17 protein-coding genes and 1 other RNA gene are annotated in these 17390 nt (G+C 50.5%); 12 read left to right on the forward strand and 6 right to left on the reverse strand.

Features of this window, described 5'->3' with window-relative positions; genetic code table 11:
• Positions 1 to 4: 4 nt before the first annotated feature.
• The gene (locus tag R6H26_RS05730; protein ID WP_404789111.1) at positions 5 to 499 is read left to right on the forward strand and encodes a glutathione peroxidase; all 495 of its coding nucleotides are present in this window, start codon (positions 5 to 7) and stop codon (positions 497 to 499) included.
• 27 nt (positions 500 to 526) lie between these two features.
• Here R6H26_RS05730 and R6H26_RS05735 read toward each other — a convergent pair whose 3' ends face one another.
• Positions 527 to 874, reverse strand: coding sequence for a cupin domain-containing protein (locus R6H26_RS05735; RefSeq protein WP_404789113.1), 348 nt, complete (start codon positions 872 to 874; stop codon positions 527 to 529).
• A gap of 195 nt (positions 875 to 1069) precedes the next feature.
• Between R6H26_RS05735 and rpmG the strand changes: the two genes are divergently transcribed.
• From rpmG to R6H26_RS05755, 4 genes are all read left to right on the forward strand, one after another.
• The gene (gene rpmG / locus R6H26_RS05740) at positions 1070 to 1258 is read left to right on the forward strand and encodes a 50S ribosomal protein L33 (protein WP_404789115.1); all 189 of its coding nucleotides are present in this window, start codon (positions 1070 to 1072) and stop codon (positions 1256 to 1258) included.
• A gap of 62 nt (positions 1259 to 1320) precedes the next feature.
• Complete coding sequence (rpsR, locus tag R6H26_RS05745) at positions 1321 to 1536, forward strand: 30S ribosomal protein S18 (protein ID WP_404789117.1); 216 nt, start codon at positions 1321 to 1323, stop codon at positions 1534 to 1536.
• 140 nt (positions 1537 to 1676) lie between these two features.
• Positions 1677 to 3719, forward strand: a complete 2043-nt coding sequence (locus R6H26_RS05750) for a ribonuclease catalytic domain-containing protein (RefSeq protein ID WP_404789119.1) — start codon at positions 1677 to 1679, stop codon at positions 3717 to 3719.
• 168 nt (positions 3720 to 3887) lie between these two features.
• Positions 3888 to 4883, forward strand: coding sequence for a hypothetical protein (locus tag R6H26_RS05755; protein WP_404789120.1), 996 nt, complete (start codon positions 3888 to 3890; stop codon positions 4881 to 4883).
• Between the two features lie 142 nt (positions 4884 to 5025).
• On the opposite strand, the gene apcD is transcribed toward R6H26_RS05755, so the two are convergent.
• Positions 5026 to 5511 (reverse strand): allophycocyanin subunit alpha-B, encoded by a 486-nt coding sequence (apcD, locus tag R6H26_RS05760; protein ID WP_404789122.1) that lies wholly within the window; start codon positions 5509 to 5511, stop codon positions 5026 to 5028.
• A gap of 109 nt (positions 5512 to 5620) precedes the next feature.
• Positions 5621 to 5932 (reverse strand): DUF6439 family protein, encoded by a 312-nt coding sequence (locus tag R6H26_RS05765; protein ID WP_404789124.1) that lies wholly within the window; start codon positions 5930 to 5932, stop codon positions 5621 to 5623.
• 59 nt (positions 5933 to 5991) lie between these two features.
• Here R6H26_RS05765 and ssrS point away from each other — a divergent pair.
• A non-coding RNA gene (ssrS, locus tag R6H26_RS05770) (6S RNA) lies at positions 5992 to 6175 on the forward strand.
• Positions 6176 to 6247: 72 nt separating this feature from the next.
• Here ssrS and R6H26_RS05775 read toward each other — a convergent pair.
• The gene (locus R6H26_RS05775) at positions 6248 to 6901 is read right to left on the reverse strand and encodes a TMEM165/GDT1 family protein (protein ID WP_404789126.1); all 654 of its coding nucleotides are present in this window, start codon (positions 6899 to 6901) and stop codon (positions 6248 to 6250) included.
• Positions 6902 to 7182: 281 nt separating this feature from the next.
• Between R6H26_RS05775 and R6H26_RS05780 the strand changes: the two genes are divergently transcribed.
• From R6H26_RS05780 to R6H26_RS05795, 4 genes are all read left to right on the forward strand, one after another.
• Positions 7183 to 7947, forward strand: a complete 765-nt coding sequence (locus R6H26_RS05780; RefSeq protein ID WP_404789128.1) for a DUF2993 domain-containing protein — start codon at positions 7183 to 7185, stop codon at positions 7945 to 7947.
• A 263-nt stretch (positions 7948 to 8210) separates the two neighbouring features.
• Positions 8211 to 10922, forward strand: a complete 2712-nt coding sequence (locus R6H26_RS05785; protein ID WP_404789130.1) for an EAL domain-containing protein — start codon at positions 8211 to 8213, stop codon at positions 10920 to 10922.
• 511 nt (positions 10923 to 11433) lie between these two features.
• Entirely contained in the window at positions 11434 to 12192 is a 759-nt protein-coding gene (locus tag R6H26_RS05790) for a hypothetical protein (protein ID WP_404789131.1), read from the forward strand.
• Between the two features lie 156 nt (positions 12193 to 12348).
• Positions 12349 to 13947, forward strand: a complete 1599-nt coding sequence (locus R6H26_RS05795; RefSeq protein ID WP_404789133.1) for a hypothetical protein — start codon at positions 12349 to 12351, stop codon at positions 13945 to 13947.
• 21 nt (positions 13948 to 13968) lie between these two features.
• On the opposite strand, the gene R6H26_RS05800 is transcribed toward R6H26_RS05795, so the two are convergent.
• Positions 13969 to 14661 carry an ISL3 family transposase gene (locus R6H26_RS05800; protein ID WP_404789135.1) on the reverse strand — a complete coding sequence of 231 codons (693 nt, stop codon included), beginning with the start codon at positions 14659 to 14661 and terminating at the stop codon, positions 13969 to 13971.
• On the reverse strand, positions 14658 to 15113 hold the full coding sequence (locus tag R6H26_RS05805; protein WP_404789137.1) for a helix-turn-helix domain-containing protein: 456 nt from the start codon (positions 15111 to 15113) through the stop codon (positions 14658 to 14660). Before R6H26_RS05805 ends, R6H26_RS05800 begins: the two co-directional genes overlap by 4 nt.
• Before the next feature lie 368 nt (positions 15114 to 15481).
• On the opposite strand from R6H26_RS05805, the gene R6H26_RS05810 reads away from it, so the two are divergent.
• Together R6H26_RS05810 and R6H26_RS05815 are read left to right on the forward strand one after the other, a co-directional pair.
• Positions 15482 to 16513 carry a hypothetical protein gene (locus R6H26_RS05810; RefSeq protein ID WP_404789139.1) on the forward strand — a complete coding sequence of 344 codons (1032 nt, stop codon included), beginning with the start codon at positions 15482 to 15484 and terminating at the stop codon, positions 16511 to 16513.
• 22 nt (positions 16514 to 16535) lie between these two features.
• Positions 16536 to 17387, forward strand: coding sequence for a hypothetical protein (locus R6H26_RS05815; RefSeq protein ID WP_404789141.1), 852 nt, complete (start codon positions 16536 to 16538; stop codon positions 17385 to 17387).
• Positions 17388 to 17390 lie beyond the last annotated feature (3 nt).

Here is a 17390-nt window from a genome sequence, read left to right on the forward strand (position 1 = left end):
AATCATGACCACTCAACTCGCCCCATCCATTTACGACTTTTCTGCAACCACTATTGAAGGACAATCCATCAACTTCAGCACCTACAAAGACAAGGTGTTGCTGATTGTGAATACGGCCAGCCAGTGCGGTTTTACGCCTCAATACCAGGGGCTTCAAGCGCTGTACGAAAAGTATGCAGATCGAGGGTTGGTCATTTTAGGCTTTCCCTGCAATCAATTTGGGCAGCAGGAGCCAGGCAGCGCCTCAGAGATTCGATCTTTTTGCGAAACCCGCTTTGGCGTCACGTTTCCGCTGTTTCAGAAGGTAGATGTGAATGGCAAGGACGCCCATCCGTTATTCCAATATTTGACGAAGGCCGCACCGGGGTTATTCGGCACCGAAACCGTTAAGTGGAACTTTACGAAGTTTTTGGTCGATCGCAACGGTAAAGTGGTGGAGCGGTACCCTTCGCTCGCCAAGCCCGAAGATTTAGAAAAAGCAATTCAGAAGCTGTTGTAGAACCTGTATGGGAAAGGAGCTGTCGGCCTACCCTTCGTCAGCGGATTGCAAAACCCCATGTACCGCCAGCCAAATACAGGGCGGTTCCGTGCTTGTGTACTCAACCCGGTGGCGACAGTGGGCTGGAATTAAAACATAGTCTCCAGCTTGTAGCCTCTGCCGCGTATTGCCTTCATACGCCAGTTCTGCTTCGCCTTGGAGCAAAATGACCCACTCGTCTAGATCTTGGTCGTACCATTCTCCTAGCGGAGTCGTTTGTCCCAGAGACAGAATCCGCTCGATGCGAAGTCGATGTCCTTCCACCAGGATTTCAAAGCGCTCTTCGAGCGGCAGGGGCGAGGGGAGTTGAAAGAGGTTTGCGATGATAGGAGGCACAGATTTAGCAGGATTGATGAAAAAAGATATTTTCAAAGCACCTTTTCTTTAGATGGTGCCATACTCTCTATCTCTCCTTGTCATCCGTCCTGCATTCCAAGCCAGCGCTCAGGCGTTCTGAAACTGTTTGACACAGTGCGGTCTAAGTATGAGATAATCGTAAGCTGTGTCTAACTAAATTATTCGTAAAGACTCATGGCTAAGGGCGTCCGTGTCATTATTACCCTAGAGTGCACCGAGTGTCGCTCTAATTCCAACAAGCGATCGCCCGGCGTATCGCGCTATACCACGATGAAAAACCGTCGCAACACCACTGCGCGGCTAGAGCTGAAAAAATTCTGCACGCACTGCAACACCCATACAGTGCACAAAGAAATCAAATAAGGCTTGCTTTGCGTCGCTTCCGGTTCAACCTGTTTACATCTACCCAGAATAAGTTCTAAATCATGGCCTATTTTCGACGTCGCGTCTCTCCGATCAAACCTGGCGACCCCATCGACTATAAAGATGTTGACCTTCTGCGTCGCTTTATTACCGAGCGCGGCAAAATCTTGCCCCGTCGCATCACTGGCTTGACCGCCAAACAGCAGCGAGACCTCACCGTCTCCATCAAGCGCGCTCGCATCATCGCGTTGCTTCCCTTTATCAATGCTGAAGGCTAGTTTCAATCCTGCCTTAGATCGGGACACATAGGAATAGAAAGACTCGGGTAGCCTGGGTCTAAAATAGAGTTGCATTGAGCCTAGGTTTTAGATGTCGTACCTAGGCTTATTGGTGTATAGAGGTCAACGAGCCGCAATTTGTGGATAAGGGAACATTAGTCGAGTTTCGAGGGCAAGGGGATACGGACGCCCAGCGATCGCCAAGATTGGGCGTTGCAGAGCGGCCTGAGGGCAAAAAAAACTGGATCGTCGTGGATGAGAGAGGCCATTCCCACAGCCTGCATCCCCGGCAGATTACGTTTACGGCCTCAGATCGGCTCTATGGTTCGTCGGATATCACTCCATTTTTAAAAGCTGTCGAGGTGTTTCTAGACCCTTCCAGCCTAGAAATTGCCTGGGAAATTTTAATTGAAGAAGGCGGTCGTGCTGTCGAACCCAAGGAATTGGCCCAGCTCCTGTTTTCAGAGCAGACGGTGCCCTGCATCTATGCCGCCCATCGGCTCCTGAGCGAAGATAAGCTCTACTTCAAGCAGAAGGGCGACCTTTACGAGCCTCGGACTGCGGCCCAGGTTGCAGAACTGAAGCATCAGATCGAGCGCGAAGCCCAACGGCAATCGGAGCAAAAGGCCTTCTTCGAACGCTGGCAGCAGGCGCTGGCGGGAGAACCCGTCGAGTGGCAGTCGGGCGATCGCCCCTATTTGACCGCCCTAGAGCGGTACGCCCTTTTTGCCGAAGAATCCCCCACCCGCAGCACCGCTGCCGACCTGCTCAAGCAGATCGGACGACCGGACAGCCCGCAATCGGCATTTCAAGTGTTGGTCGATTTAGGGCTTTGGAGTCACCACGAAAACTTATTTGTCCGCCGGAGCAACTTGCCTACCCAGTTTTCCGAGAGCGTTTTATCCGCTGTACGAGAGCGGCTGACGATGCCCCCCCCTGACCTAGAGCGCGATCGCAGAGACCTGACCCATCTGAAGGTCTATACCATTGACGACGAAAGTACCGCTGAGATTGACGACGGCCTCAGTCTAGAAACCCTCGAAAACGGACGGCAGCGCGTGTGGATCCACATTGCCGACCCCAGCCGCTGGATCGACCTCGGCGACGACCTCGATAAAGAAGCCCAGCGTCGCAGTACGACGGTGTACTTGCCCACGGGGATGATCCCCATGTTTCCCGTAGAGCTATCGACGGGGCCGATGAGTTTGATCCAGGGACAGCTCTGCTGCGCCCTCAGCTTTGGCGTGATCCTGAGCGACGATGGTGCGGTGGAGAGCTACGAGATTACCGCCAGCACCATCAAGCCTACTTATCGCCTCACCTACGAAGACGTAGACGAAATTTTAGAACTGGGGGTACAGGCAGAACCGGAACTCATCGCTCTGTCCGCTTGGGCGGAGCGCCGCCAAGCGTGGCGTATGGGCCAAGGGGCGATCGCCATCAATATGCCGGAATCGGTCATCAAGGTCAACGGAGACGACATCGATATCCTCGTCTTAGAAGATTCGCGATCGCGCAACTTGGTGGCGGAGATGATGATTTTGGCGGGCGAAGTCGCCGCCAGCTACGGTCAAGTCCACAGTTTACCCCTGCCCTTTCGCTCTCAGCCCCAGCCCGAACTCCCGCCCGAAGAGGAACTCATGCAGCTAGAAGCTGGCCCCGTGCGCTCCTCGGCGATTCGGCGCTGCATGCCGCGCAGCGAGATGGGAATCGTGCCCGCCCGCCATTCCAGTTTGGGTTTAGAGGGCTACTGCCAGGTCACGTCGCCCATTCGACGCTACGCCGACCTGTTGGCCCATTTCCAAATTAAAGCTCACCTGCGGGGCGAACCCTTGCCCTTTAGCGCGACCGATTTGCCGGCTTTACTGTCTAGCATCACAACGGTGGTGCAAGAGTCCAACTTTATCGAGCGTCAGACCAATCGATACTGGAGCTTGGAATTTTTGCGCCGCCAGGGCAATACTGTTTGGTCGGCCATGATGCTCCGTTGGCTCCGAGAACATGAAAGTCTGGGACTGATTTTGATCGAAGACTTGGGTCTAGAACTGGCAATGCGCTTTCATCGTTCTATCGACTTGGGCGAGCGGTTGCAGGTTCGGGTGATATCCTCAGATCCTCGGATGGATCGCATTGTTTTAGAAGAGTATTACGAAACAACGGCTTCAGTGTCTTCGTCTCCTTAGCGGTATGCGGCAAGCTGATGTTTGTATAGTTCGTATAGACCGATATCGCCAAAGCGGGCAGCCTTATCCTTAAAATGATTTCGGTTGCAATTTCCGTATAGATCTATGACACCCGTGAGGGGGCGCAAGGTATGTGCGCCCCGACGAGATATCTGGGGAGAATCAAAAATGGCTTTTCAACGTTACCGAGGATGGATTGCTGCGGGACTGGCTGCGATCGGTCTTAGCCAAAGCACCGCAACTTTCGCGCAAACGCCCATCAATGCGGGTGCGACCCCCAATCGTTTTGAGATCGCGCTGATTGGCGACGCGCCCTATTCTGCTTTAGAAGAACGGCAATATCCCAATGTGGTTGCCGATATCAATCGCAGTAAGTCTGCATTTGTCATCCACGATGGCGATATCCAGAGTAGCGCGTCGCCTTGTACCGATGAGCTGACCCTGAGTCGGCGATCGCTTTACCAAACCTTCCGCATTCCTTTCGTGCTCGTGCCGGGAGACAACGAGTGGACGGACTGTCACCGGACGGGAGGCGATCCCTTAGCTCGCCTTGCGAAGCTGCGGGAGCTCTTTTTTGCAACGGACTACAGCCTGGGACAGACGGTTTTGAAGCTAGAACGTCAAAGTCAATCGCCAAAGTCCGCTACCTATCGCGAGAATGTGCGCTGGGGGTATGGGTCTGTTTTGTTTGTGGGACTCCACCTCGTCGGTAGCAATAACAACTTTGGCCGCACGCCTGAAATGGATCGAGAATTTAAGGCGCGCGATCGGGCAAATTTAGACTGGCTCAAGTCTTCCTTTGCTTTAGCCCGGCAGCAGCAGCGCAGCGGCATCATGCTCGTCATGCAAGCCAATCCAGGGTTCGAGCTACCGCGCGAGCAGCGCACTGGGTTCAATGATTTTTTAGATGCGCTCCTGCCCGAGGCGATCGCGTTTGCCAAGCCCGTTGCCCTCGTCCACGGCGACAGTCACTACTTCCGCATCGACAAGCCCTTGGTCGGCCCGCGCAATCAGCGGGTCATGAATTTCACGCGCGTAGAAACCTTTGGACCCCCTGATATGCATTGGGTTAGAGCGACGATCGACCCAACCGATCCAAACTTGTTTGAGTTCGAACCCGTTACGGTCAAAGCAAATATTATGAGTGCGAGCGGTAATCGTTAGACGCGCCCGAACGGGTTCCGTGCTGAATCTTGAAAGTATTAAGAGCCTGCTTTGAATGTCAAAGCAGGCTCTTAAGCGATGGCGCAAAACGATAAACGCTAAATCTAGATGCACGCTGGCTATCAAGCGCGCGCATAAAGCTCTACGACATGCCCTGAATTAAGTAGTCAAAATAAGGTGCGGTGATTGCCGCTTCATCGTCTGACAGCAGCGCCAAAGATGCAGCCTTGAGGCAGCGGATTGCCTCTGCCATCCCAGGGACTGGTACCCCCAAGGAGTTGTACATTTCCCGAACCCCTATCAAACCAATGCTTTCAATGGGTTCTTTATCTCCAGAGACTAGCCCGTAGGTAATGAGACGCATATACCAGCCGTAGTCGCGCAGGCAGAGCGCGCGTTCGCGACTGCCGTAGGCATTACCACCGGGGGCAATAAAATCGGGTCGCTTTTGCCAGAGCTGCCGACTCGCTTGCTCTACAATGCGCTTCTCGTTGGAACTGAGGGTGTTGGCAATTTGTACCCGCACCTCACCAGATTTGAAGAACTCTGCAATGCTTTGTAGTTCGCCGGCGCTTGGATAGCGCAGCTCATCATCGGCCTGAAGTACGACTTGACTGACAACACTCATAATGTTTTCGCCACCTTTTTAATATCACTATGTAGTTTACCGACTGGAGGCGACCGAAGAAAGATAATCGCTTTTCTCTAAGGAAAGCTTTACTATTCTAAACATCTTTCTATGTGTCGGGGGAAGGTCGGGAATGCCCGTGGGTAGGGCAAGGTGGCGCGCTAATGGTGCGATCGAGCCATCCTACGGCCTGCTGGAGGCGAGCCAGCCCTTCTTCGGGTTCGTCCTTGAGCAGGTAGACCAATGCAGCCGCCGCTTGCTCTAGGGCGCGACTGCGGCGATTTGATTTAAGCCGATGCCAGTCTTCGGGTTTGAGGCTGAGCTGATGGGCAAGGCGTTGGGCCAGGGCTAGGGAATGCTCGGATTCGGCAGCGGCAGGTCGAGCGGGAATGGAATCGAGGCTCAATGGAGAAGGGTTCATGGCAATCCTTTGGGCGTCCAAGCCGATCTTACCGAAAATTATTGTTAGAATGCCTCTAGCTTTATCTGCGGCGTTGGTGACTGCCAACAAGTTTATTGATCTATGCTTGTTTTGTACGGGAGCCTATTTTGTCCGGTGGCAGTAGACCAGACTCGTATCTGGAAACTTTAAACTGAGGCATTCGGCACCCACCTGGTTTTAGCCAGGTCACAAACTGAGGTAAAACGGCGCTGCGGGAAAGCTACCTCAAAATTTTTTGAAATGGTAGGGCAAGGGTTGGCTCTGACTTCAATCGCAGGGGTCAGTCTTTGCGGTTTAAAGAGCCGAGGGATTGGAGAAAATGGCGATCGCCCCAAACAAAATAAACAGCAACCCTCCAATCCAAGTAATGACCCGTTCGGAAATTCGTCCCGCAGCCCAACGCCCCCCGACAACGGCGATTGACGTGCAGACTGCGTGTCCGGCAATCCCTCCCGCAATGACGCCAACCGGATGGCCCCGCATGGCGATCGCCACGGTTGCGAGCTGAGTGCGATCGCCCCATTCCGCCACAAAGGTCAAAATAAACGCCTCTAGAACGATGGCCCACGATGCGTTGGTTTTGAGCGCTTGCTGCCGCTTTCCCCAGTGGTGGTCTTGGGCTTCGAAAGATTTAACGTCTTGGGAGGCTTCTTGGAGGGGTTCTTGCTCGTCGGCTGGAGTCATCCGACTGGCCTGCCAGCAGAGCCAACCTCCAAATCCGAAACACAGCGCGATGAAGATGCGGTGGGTGACGGCCTGAGGCAGAAAGCCGAGCAGGTGACCCGCCCCAACGGAGATTGCAGTCATCGCGGCTAGGGCCGCAATAGAACCGCAGAAGACCCAGCGACGCGGATGGTGCATGGCCAAAATCAGCGCGATAAAAAAGGTTTTATCGCCCAGTTCCTGACTCGTAATCAGCAGCAGCGCAGACGTGAATGCCTCAAGCATGACAGCCTATAACCCTACAGTAAGAATGAAGAGACCTTTCTGCAGGCTGGGCTGTCGGTCAGACTTCACCAAGCCCGCAGTATTGATCTGCGAACGTTAGTGAAAGTCTCGCGCCGATAACTCGTGGAATGAATGCTATCGCGACCGGAACCAGGCTCATCGCCAGTATGTTGACGCCGATCTTGCGGCCTCGTGCCGCTCGCTACTCCCTTTCAAGTACGATCGTATCACGGACAGCTCGAACGAATCCTTTATGATGGGTGGAGTTTTGGTTGCCTGTGATGCCTTCTTCTGATTCGACTGTTGCACCTATCCTCAAACGAGGACCGATCCGTCGCATTCTAGAGCCCGCACTTCAGCTCTGGCTGAGATCGCAGGTTGAGTCTGTTTCTAGTTTAGAAGTGCATTTGGAAGGCGGCGATCGCCAAATTCTGTCGGGCCATCTCCCAAACGTGCGGCTCAAGACGCAGAAGGTCGTCTATCAGGGGCTGCATCTCAGCCAAATCGAACTCAACGGATCCAATCTACGGATTAACATCGGACAAATTCTCAAGGGCAAATCGCTGCGGTTGTTAGAGCCTCTCCCCATCGACTTAAGCGTCTCGCTTCTGGCACCAGATGCCCGAGCTTCTCTCCATTCCGCCCTGTTTCAAAGTGCCATCATCGACGCGCTTCTGATGCTCGTCGGCGAGCAAATTACCGAAGCGCTGGGGCAATCCGTCCCGTCCGAGCTGCTCGTGCTGCAAGACCCCTACCTGCATTTGTCCGACAATACCGTGCGCTTTAGCGCCCTGCTGAGTGTTCGGCAGGGCGAGCGCTCCGTTCCCGTGGCGCTCAAAACCTCGCTCCGCTTAGAGGGCCCCCATACCCTTTCCCTCGATCGCCCGGAATGGTTGCCCACTCCCCAGTCTAAGCGGGGACTGCCGCTCCGCGACCTGCAGGGCTACAGCTTCGATCTAGGTCCCCAAGTGCAGCTTCAAGAGCTGGCGATCGCCCCTGAAGGCATTTTTGTCCGGGGACGGATGACCGTTTTGCCTGAAATATAGATAGATAGCCATCTCAAACCTAGCCCTTTTCAGTGCGGGATTGATAAATTTTTATACTCTGGTAGGGAGTGCTGCAGCACGTTATGTTGTCAAGATAGAAAATTTGGGAATCTTAAGCACAGTCCCATGCAGTGTTGAAATTTCGTTTCCATCTCCAATTCGCTCGCGATTTGTCTGGATAAAACGCCCGATACTGAAGCGTATTCTGTCCCAGAGGAACCTGTTTTCTCCTAACTGTCCCTTAACGTGAAGGTGTATTTCCCTTGTCCGAGCCGTTTTTGTATGACATCAACCCCTATACTTCGGCCAGACATTCCGAACCTCAAGCCGAAGCATCCCTTTCTCCGAAAGGGGTTCGACACCTGCTTGCCGTTGAAGATGGAGAGGGACAGCGATTATTACCCTTAGAGTCTACTTCTCATTCGATTGGTCGGGATTCGACCAACTCGATCGTCCTGAAATCTAAAGCCGTTTCTCGACAGCACGCTCTGCTCTTACGGGTAACCAGTGCCGACCCCAACAACTACGGCTTTTTAATTATCGATGGCAATCTTCAGGGCAAACGCAGCACCAACGGCATTAAGGTCAACGGGCAGAGAAGCTATTCCCATCGCTTGAAGCATGGCGACCAGCTTTTACTCGGCAATCACGTTAAAGTCCGCTACCTTATTTTGCCAGCGCTGACGGATGAGGCTTTTTTATCCTATTCCCAGACGATCGACTATACAGAGTTATTTGCTGAATCGAATATCCCCATTGCCCCGGTTTCTAGTTCTGCTGAGGAGCAGTTTGACGAAGCTTCCTTGGTCCGGCTAGCGTCCTTTCCTGAAATTATTCCCAGCCCGATTTTTGAAGTCAATATCCATGGAGACTTGACTTATCTCAATCCGGCAGCGGCACAGATTTTTCCTGACTTGACCCAGCAGGGAATGGCACACCCCATGCTGGATGGGTTGCTGTCCCTCATTCGTCAGTCGGAGTCTCATATTCTGGTGAGAGAAGCGGCAGTTGAAGATAAAGTCTTCGAGCAGTCGATTCATTATATTTCTGAAAGCGATCTGATTCGCTGCTGCGTGTTCGATATTACGGAGCGCAAACGCGCCGAGTCCGAACTCAGAAAACACGATCGCCTCTTGCAGAGCGTGGCAAAAGCGACCACTCACTTACTGGCAAATGTCGGTTACGACTCTGCTATTAATGAAGCGATCGCAACCTTAGGCGCTGCAGCCCTCGTCGATCGCATCTGTATCTCCATGAATCACGCGCATCCTGGTACGGGAGAAATTTCGACCAGCATGCGGTTTGAGTGGACCCACGAATCGATTCCGTCCATTTTGAGACACAACCATCGTCACAACCAACCCTACAGCGGCGCTCATCTCAGACGTTGGTATCATCTCCTAACCGACGAAACTGCCATCAGCGATCTGACCCGAAACTTGCCAGAAAGCGAACAGTCGCTCTTGCTGCAAGATTGCGTGCTGTCCCTTTTAGTCGTGCCCATTATCGTAAATTCCAAGTTTTGGGGTTTCATCGAGCTGCACCAATGTACGACTGAGTATGTGTGGTCGTCCCAGGAAGAGTCGATTATCTTTGCAATGGCGGCCAGCATCAGTGCTGCCCTTCAGCGCCAGCAAACGGAAGAAATTATCCACCATCAAGCCTTTCACGATGCCCTGACCAATTTGCCCAATCGCATTCTGTTTAACGATCGCCTGGATTTTGCCTTAGCCAGCGCGCGGCGCAACGGCCAAAACCTAGCCGTGATGTTTATGGATCTCGATCGCTTTAAGACCATCAACGATACCCTAGGTCATTCGGTTGGCGACGCACTGCTCCAAGAAGTAGCGCATCGCCTCCAAGACTGTCTTCGCGAAGGCGACACCGTTGCGAGATGGGGCGGCGACGAGTTTACGGTGCTGCTACCGCAAATTCGAGATGTGGAAGATGCGTCTCAAACCGCTTATCGCATTCACGACGCGCTTAAGGCTCCGTTTAACGTCAACGATCGCGAGCTTTACATCGATGCCAGTATCGGGATTTCGGTATACCCCCAAGATGGCAAAGTTGCCGAACTGCTGCTTCAAAATGCCGATGTAGCGCTTTACCGCTGCAAAGATCAAGGCCGGGGCAGCGTTCAGCATTACGCGCCTGCCATGAATTCGGAAGCGCCGGAACTCTTTGCCCTAGAGAACAGCCTCCGTCACGCACTAGAGCGCCAAGAACTCCTGCTTTACTATCAGCCGAAGGTCGATGCCAGTACGGGCCAGATTATCGGTCTCGAAGCATTAATCCGCTGGGAGCATCCCGAACTGGGTCTGGTTTCCCCTGCCACGTTCATCCCTCTGGCCGAAGAGACAGGTCTGATTGTCGAAATTGGCACCTGGGTCATGCAAACTGCCTGCGCTCAGACCGTAGCGTGGCATCAAGCGGGGCTAGCGCCCTTGTCCGTTGCGGTCAATTTGTCTGCGCGCCAGTTCTTCCAGCCCGATCTTGTCAATGTTGTCGCTCAAGTGTTGGAGCAGACGCAGCTAGAGCCTCGATTTCTAGAGCTAGAGGTCACTGAGTCGACTGCGGTTAAATACGTGGACTTTACCCAAGGTCTACTGCGACAGATGCAGGACATGGGCGTCCATATTGCCATGGACGACTTTGGAACGGGTTATTCGTCTCTCAATTACCTCAAGCAGCTTCCGCTCAATACCCTAAAAATCGATCGGTCCTTTATTTGCGACCTAAAGCCCAATTCTAAAGATGTTGAAATTATCAAAGCGGTTATTTCCTTAGCACAGGGACTCGATCTGACGGTGGTGGCTGAAGGCGTCGATAGCGAAGTGCAGCTTGAAATTCTCCGTTCCCTAAACTGCAACATCATTCAAGGCTATCTGTTCAGTCGTCCTTTAGCGGTAGAGCAAATGACTGCAATGCTAGAGACCAACCGACGGAATTGTCCGGCATATCAACTGACTGCCTGAACCTTCCACGCGTTACCGGGATCGCAGACCTGAGTTTTCCTGACCTTGGTTGTCACACTTTGTATGACTTTTTCAACCTGCATAGTAGCTCCGCGTTTCCTATGCTTATTTTAGACCTGAGGTTTGAGCGAGTGCATCTTGAGTGAGTGCATCTCATTAATAACTTCTGTGGTTGTCGGTTACATCAATGCACTGGCTGGGGGTTATACCGCAGTGCCCCATTGCTAACGCTCAAAGGAGAGCGATGTCAGAGCGTTAGACGGTGCAAACAATATGACTTGAACGGTGTGGAGTTTCTATCGCTTCCTCCACTTTATTGCGACCGATGGAAGGCGAAACCCTTCGTCAGAGCGGTCAGAGGTCGCAAACATTCAGGCGTATTGAAAGACTCGCAAAGCTTATAAAACCGCCTTCTAACAAGAATCGGTGCTGCGCTCCGACGGTCTATCTTACATCTTGTTTTGAGCTGATTGGATATTCAATTTGCTTATTATTATTGAGGAATTCGATCGTGAAAAAAGTACTAGAAGTCATTGAGGTTAAGCTCTTTCCATTAAGAACTTTTCCGGCAAAGTTAAAAATCTCGGCATCGGGTACGGTACCGACCGGAGGTTGGTCTCATCCGCAGTTAGTCCCGTTTACGTATATCCAGGCCCCTCCTGATGGGATTTATGACTTTGACTTTGTTGCCGAACCTCCCGATGGGAGTGCTACCCAAGCGATTACGCCGATTGCGGCAGAGTTCCTATGGGAAAACCTACCTCAAGGATTGAAAGGCATTCGCATTCACGCATCTGCAAATTCAAAGGTTGCATTTTTCAGTTCGGAAAATTCTTCCAGCGAAGGAGAGACTGAGGAGGTTCCCCAGCCGAATCGTTTTGCCTTTACGGATGCGGATGGTACGACAAAGGTCGTGTTCTTTCCGCGAGCGTTCGGTCCATTGGGCGGCGGTGGCGATTCCGCAGAGCCTCAACTGGAATATGAGGGACCTGAAGGTCGATTCGTGTTTAGGGGAGCCGATATTGTCCGACAAGAGAGTCCGCTCGGATCTCTCATTAGCGCGACGTTAATTCCCAATGCCGATGCAGGCGGTTTGAGCTTTGCTTTGGCACTGCCGCCAGTGGTGATATTGGGTCAGAAAGAAGTAGAGTTTGAAACGATCGCAATTAAAATCGCAGAGCGCAGACGGGTTTTTAATCCGCTCGGCGCAGTCCTCAGCTATAAAGTATTGAATTTAAAGGGATTGGCTGAGCGCATTCCGCTTCTGTAATCTCCGACCGAAACTCCGCTTCTAGAGCAGGACGATGGACCGGCGATCGTCCCGCTTTTTCCCTTTGAGATGCCTTCTCTTCATCATCCGTCAACCTTTACGACCTGACCCAAACTAGGTTGGAGCGAACCTTCGCCGAATGACCTGATATTTGCCATGAAAACGGAAGCCTCATCCTCGCAATGGCTGAAAGTTGTTATTACCGTTGTGTTATTACTGGGTATCGCATTTCGATTTGTCAATTTGGATCGAAAACCCTATTGGCACGATGAAACCTATACCTCGCTGTATCTTTCTGGATACAGCGCTCAAGAAGCCATTCAACATCTCTTTGCGGGGCAAATTGTCAAAGTAAAAGATCTCTTACACTACCAATACCCATCATCGGAACACAGCGTGCTCGACACGATCGATGGATTGGCAACCAAGAACGCGCAACATCCTCCTTTGTACTATGCCCTCGCACGATTATGGGTCGATTATTTTGGCGCATCGATTGCAGCAATGAGAGTGCTGCCCGCTGCGATCGGTCTATTGGCATTGCCAGGAATTTACTGGCTGGGGTTAGAACTGTTTGCGTCTCCGGCAGTGGGATGGATGGCCATGAGTCTGTGGGCCGTTTCCCCCCTCTCGATTCGATACGCACAAGAAGCGCGTCAATATAGTTTGTGGATCGTCATTGTTTTATGCTCGAGTGCCCTGTTACTTCGGGCGATGCATTCAAAAGTGCTCTGGCACTGGATCTTGTACCTATGGATGCTGATCGCGGGGCTGTATTGCCATGTATTATTCGCTCTAACCTTGTTAGGGCATGGATTTTACGTACTCCTGATCGAACGCTTCCGGTTGAGCCAGAACGCGATTCGCTATCTTCTTGCGGCAGGGGTAAGCATTATCTCCTTTATTCCCTGGCTTTGGACAATGTGGCAACATCGAGAAACGATCGGGTTATCTACTGCCTGGACAAAGGAACCCGTCCCTTTGCTGACCTTGCTCAAATCTTGGGGCATTCATATCTGTCAACTCTTCGCAGCATGGCATTTTCGCTATGATGAACGGCTGGTTTACCTGGCCATTCCGATTTTGTTTCTATCCATTTTCGCCTGTGTTACCCTTTTCCGTCATGGACTCAAGCGGCAATGGCTGTTTCTCTTTATCTCAATGGGGGTGTCCTTCCTCCCAATCCTCCTTCCAGACTTGATTTGGGGAGGCCGACGATCGATGAATACGCGGTATCTTTTGCCATTCTATCTAGGAATCGATTTGGCGATCGCCTATCTGCTGGTCGATCGAATGACGCAAAAATACGCAACAGCAGTCCATCGGAAAACCTGGCAAAGTATTGCAGCCGTCCTGATGACCTGTAGTATTGTAACTTGTGCAATTTCATCTCAGGCGACGAGTTGGTGGGGTTGGTCCGAATTCGATGTCGAAATTCCAAAAATCGTTAACCGAGCTGTCGATCCGCTGCTCGTTTCCGATATGCCCTTAGGCGTCATCATGCCGCTGAGCCATCGGTTAGATCCAGATACTAAAATTCTGCTTTCGACCGAGCCAGAGACCCTGAAAATCCCCGATCTATCTGGCGATGTCTTTCTCTATAACCCTAGCGATCGCCTCAAAAGCGTTATCGCGCAACAGAGAATGAAATCAGAGATTGTCTATCAGTTTCAAGACGATACGCTAACGCTATCTCTGTATAAACTCCAAGCCATTCCCGAAATAAAAACTACGGCTCTTCTGGGTTTAGGCTGATAAATTTGTCTAATCAAAAAATTAAGCTAATAGACGCATACGGAAATTGTCAAAGTTAACGAATCCATAAGCTCGTCGTTTAATCAGTTTACTTTTATTATTAATTCCTTCCATTACTCCACTCGTAGTCCGACTTAAAAAGTAGTTGCATATCCCCTCTATATGATTAGAGATCGTTGTAATCGCTTTACAGTAAACTTTCCTGGCTTTATCCATCCATAACTCTATCTTCTTTTTCCCGTCTTCAACAGTTAGCTCTGACTCGTATATCGCTCGAAATGACTCTTTTAACTCATATGCCGTTCTCAGTCGGTCTGACTGCTTTAATATTAGTTCTAATTTTTCATTCTCTTCAGCACTCAAATCTATCCCATTCTTGAGCAAGATAAATTTATTATTCTTGACCTTTATCCCAGATTGCTTTCGAATCGTATTCAAATTGCTATTGACTGCCTTCATTACATGAAATCTATCAATGACCACTACTGCATTAGGAAAGACTTTTTCTATCACTTTTGGAAAGCCACCCCACATGTCAATACCCACTTCTTTAACTCGCTCACGTATCTCTAAGGGCTGTTGCTCAAGCACTTCAATGATTTTATCTTGCTTATGACTGTCAATGACCTCTACCAAGTTTCCCTGCTCAATATCACAAACCACTGTCACAAAATCTTTATGCCCTTTACGTTTACTAATCTCATCAATACTCAAGCGGGTAATCGGACTCCAAGTTTCGGTTTTTTTAGCTTATATTGTCGCTTAAATATCCCATGAACTTGATCCCAAGTCAGTCCTTCTTCTCGACATACTTGTTCAATGGTCGAATGTTGCACGCTTTCATAAATATATGCCTCATATCGCTGAGTATAGCGACGATGCCAATCGACAAAGGATAATTGTTCTGTAAAGTAACTTTGGCAGGTTGAACAATAGTATTGACGACGATAGATACGAAGATAAGTCTGTTTTCCAAAAATCGATAAATCTCGAATTAAGCTAGGTCGACTTCGATGAAGATCATCACTAAAATGCTTACACTTAGGACAATGGCTACCTTCCTTTATAAATCCTAAATCTAGGCGAATGCCTTCATCTTCATGAACGCAACTTTGTACCGTAACATTAGGAAAATTGAGGAGGAGATCTAAGTGAATGTCCATCATTCAATACACGATAGAATGTAGTCTATTATACAATTATCAGCGAGATTCCAGAAGAACCAAACTACCAAACATTCTGCAGGGGCGCAAGGCCTTGCGCCCCTACGACTCGGTATTCTCTTTTCTAGAAATCGCCTAACTAGTGATAATCGTCACTCTTTCTCGTGAAGGCGATCGTTCATTGAGCAATCCGAAATCACCGACAATCAAAATTAGAACGTCAATAATCAAGAGACTATTGAGATGGCGGGAGAAAATAGCTCGTGATTTTACAGTTTAGAAAAACTTTATTATTCCTGACGATCGTCCAATCTATGGGATTAGTTATCTTGTTTCCATATTACGCTTTTGTTAGTCAAGAGAGTATTGGATTGCGTATTTTTTCTGTTTTTCTATCGGGTTTTACGCTATTCGCGTTGGGCAGCGTATGGTCGCGCAAAAGCTGGGCTATATGGGCAGTTTTGACGCTGGTTTCATTTAAGTTAACCCTCGATCTTTACGCCTGGGCCATAAATTTAGATCGCAGTCTACTGATTTTTGCGAGCGAGGCCATTAATCTCAGTGTCATAGGAATCGCCTTTCGATCTAAAGTCTCGGCCAGTTCGGAAATTACAGGTCCTCAAAAAATCTTTTACGGCTTTGTTCTGGCGCTGGCAGCTACGATTGGAATTTGGGGTATGTTTTTCCCTGCCCATGTGTTCCAAGTACTCCCGTTGATGGTGCCCCCGTTACACTCGCGCTTTTTAGGGGCGATGTATCTCTCCGGTGCGACCTTTATGGGGCTAAATATCCTGGCCAAACAATGGGCGGAAGTCCGAGTGGTGACCCCCATGATTGCGATCTGGACGGGGACGCTGGGTATTATCTCGTTGTTTTACCTCCCGGCTTTCGACTGGGGGCGCGTGCAGGTTTGGGTTTGGTTTATCGCCTATATCAGTTTCCCGCTGATTGCAGCGTGGATTGCTTGGCAACAAAGATCGCAAATCGATCCCGCAGAGGGTTTACCGCTATCGGATCGTATGCGAACCTATTTACACATTCAGGGCGGGTGGGTTACTTTATTGGCCTTGGGCTTACTCCTTGTGCCGAGCTGGATGGCGATCGTTTGGCCCTGGAAAATCACCCCGATGCTGGCTCATATTTATAGCGCTCCCTTCTTGTCCTACGGCCTAGGGAGTTTGTATGCCGGATCTCAACAATCTTGGCAAGAAGTTCGCATCGTCATTTATGCCACTCTAGTCTTTACGGTAGGAGTCCTACTTGCTTCGCTATACCATATCGAATTGTTCGATTTTGGAACTTTTTCAGCCTGGATATGGTTTGGCGGCTTCGCAAGTTCTAGTTTCGCTTTAGCGCTATTTGGTACTACTCCAGCCTTCCGAATGCAACATGAATACGTTTAGCCGTTTAGAGCGTTTATCTTCCATGTCATCCATATCCTCGAACGCCTTTAAGACGCCAATCTCTTTATCCCTTAGAATTTGGCTGGGAATTGAAATTCTCTTTGGCATTGCTGCCATAGGAGCTGTGTTCGCACGCCCTGAAGCAACAGCAACCAATTTTGCCTGGACGATTAAACCCACTGTGATGGCAGCAACCTTTGGCGCGTTTTATCTATCGGTTGGCCTTCTGTTTGTGCTGGGTGCGGTTGCGCGTCGGTGGCAACAAGTGCGCGTTGTCAGTATTCCTGCGGCTGTTTTTACCGCGTTTATGTTGCTCACTACTTTTCTCCACTGGGATAAGTTTACGATTGGCACCCTCCCCTTCTATGTGTGGTTTGTCAGCTATCTGTTGCCTCCTCCCATTTTTGCACTGCTTTACAGATTGCATCAGCACCGATCGGCTCCCATCGGATTGGGGCGGACGCGACCGCTAGCACGACCGATTCGACGTTTTTTTCTGATGAATGGTTTGGTCTTAGTCAGTCTAGCCTTGCTCATCTATCTGTTTCCGATATTGCTCATAGCGATCGCCCCTTGGACGTTCACGCCGCTCACCGCTCGGACATTGTGCGGATGGCTGATCGGGGTTAGTCTGTTAGAGGTTTGGATAGCCTGGGAAGGCGATTGGCAGCGGGTCAAGATCGGAACCGCGATGCTGGTTATCTTACCGTTTGCCCTGATATTTCAGCTCGTGCGATTTCGCTCCGAGGTGCAGTGGAACAATATGCCCCTATGGATGTTGCTCGTAGATTTCAGTATTGCATCGCTTTTATGCCTGGCGTTGTGGTTCGGATTCGAGACAAATATCGCGAAATCGGACAAAATATTGCGATAGAAG

The organism is Altericista sp. CCNU0014 (assembly GCF_044923475.1).
Lineage (GTDB): Bacteria > Cyanobacteriota > Cyanobacteriia > Thermosynechococcales > Thermosynechococcaceae > JAAURS01.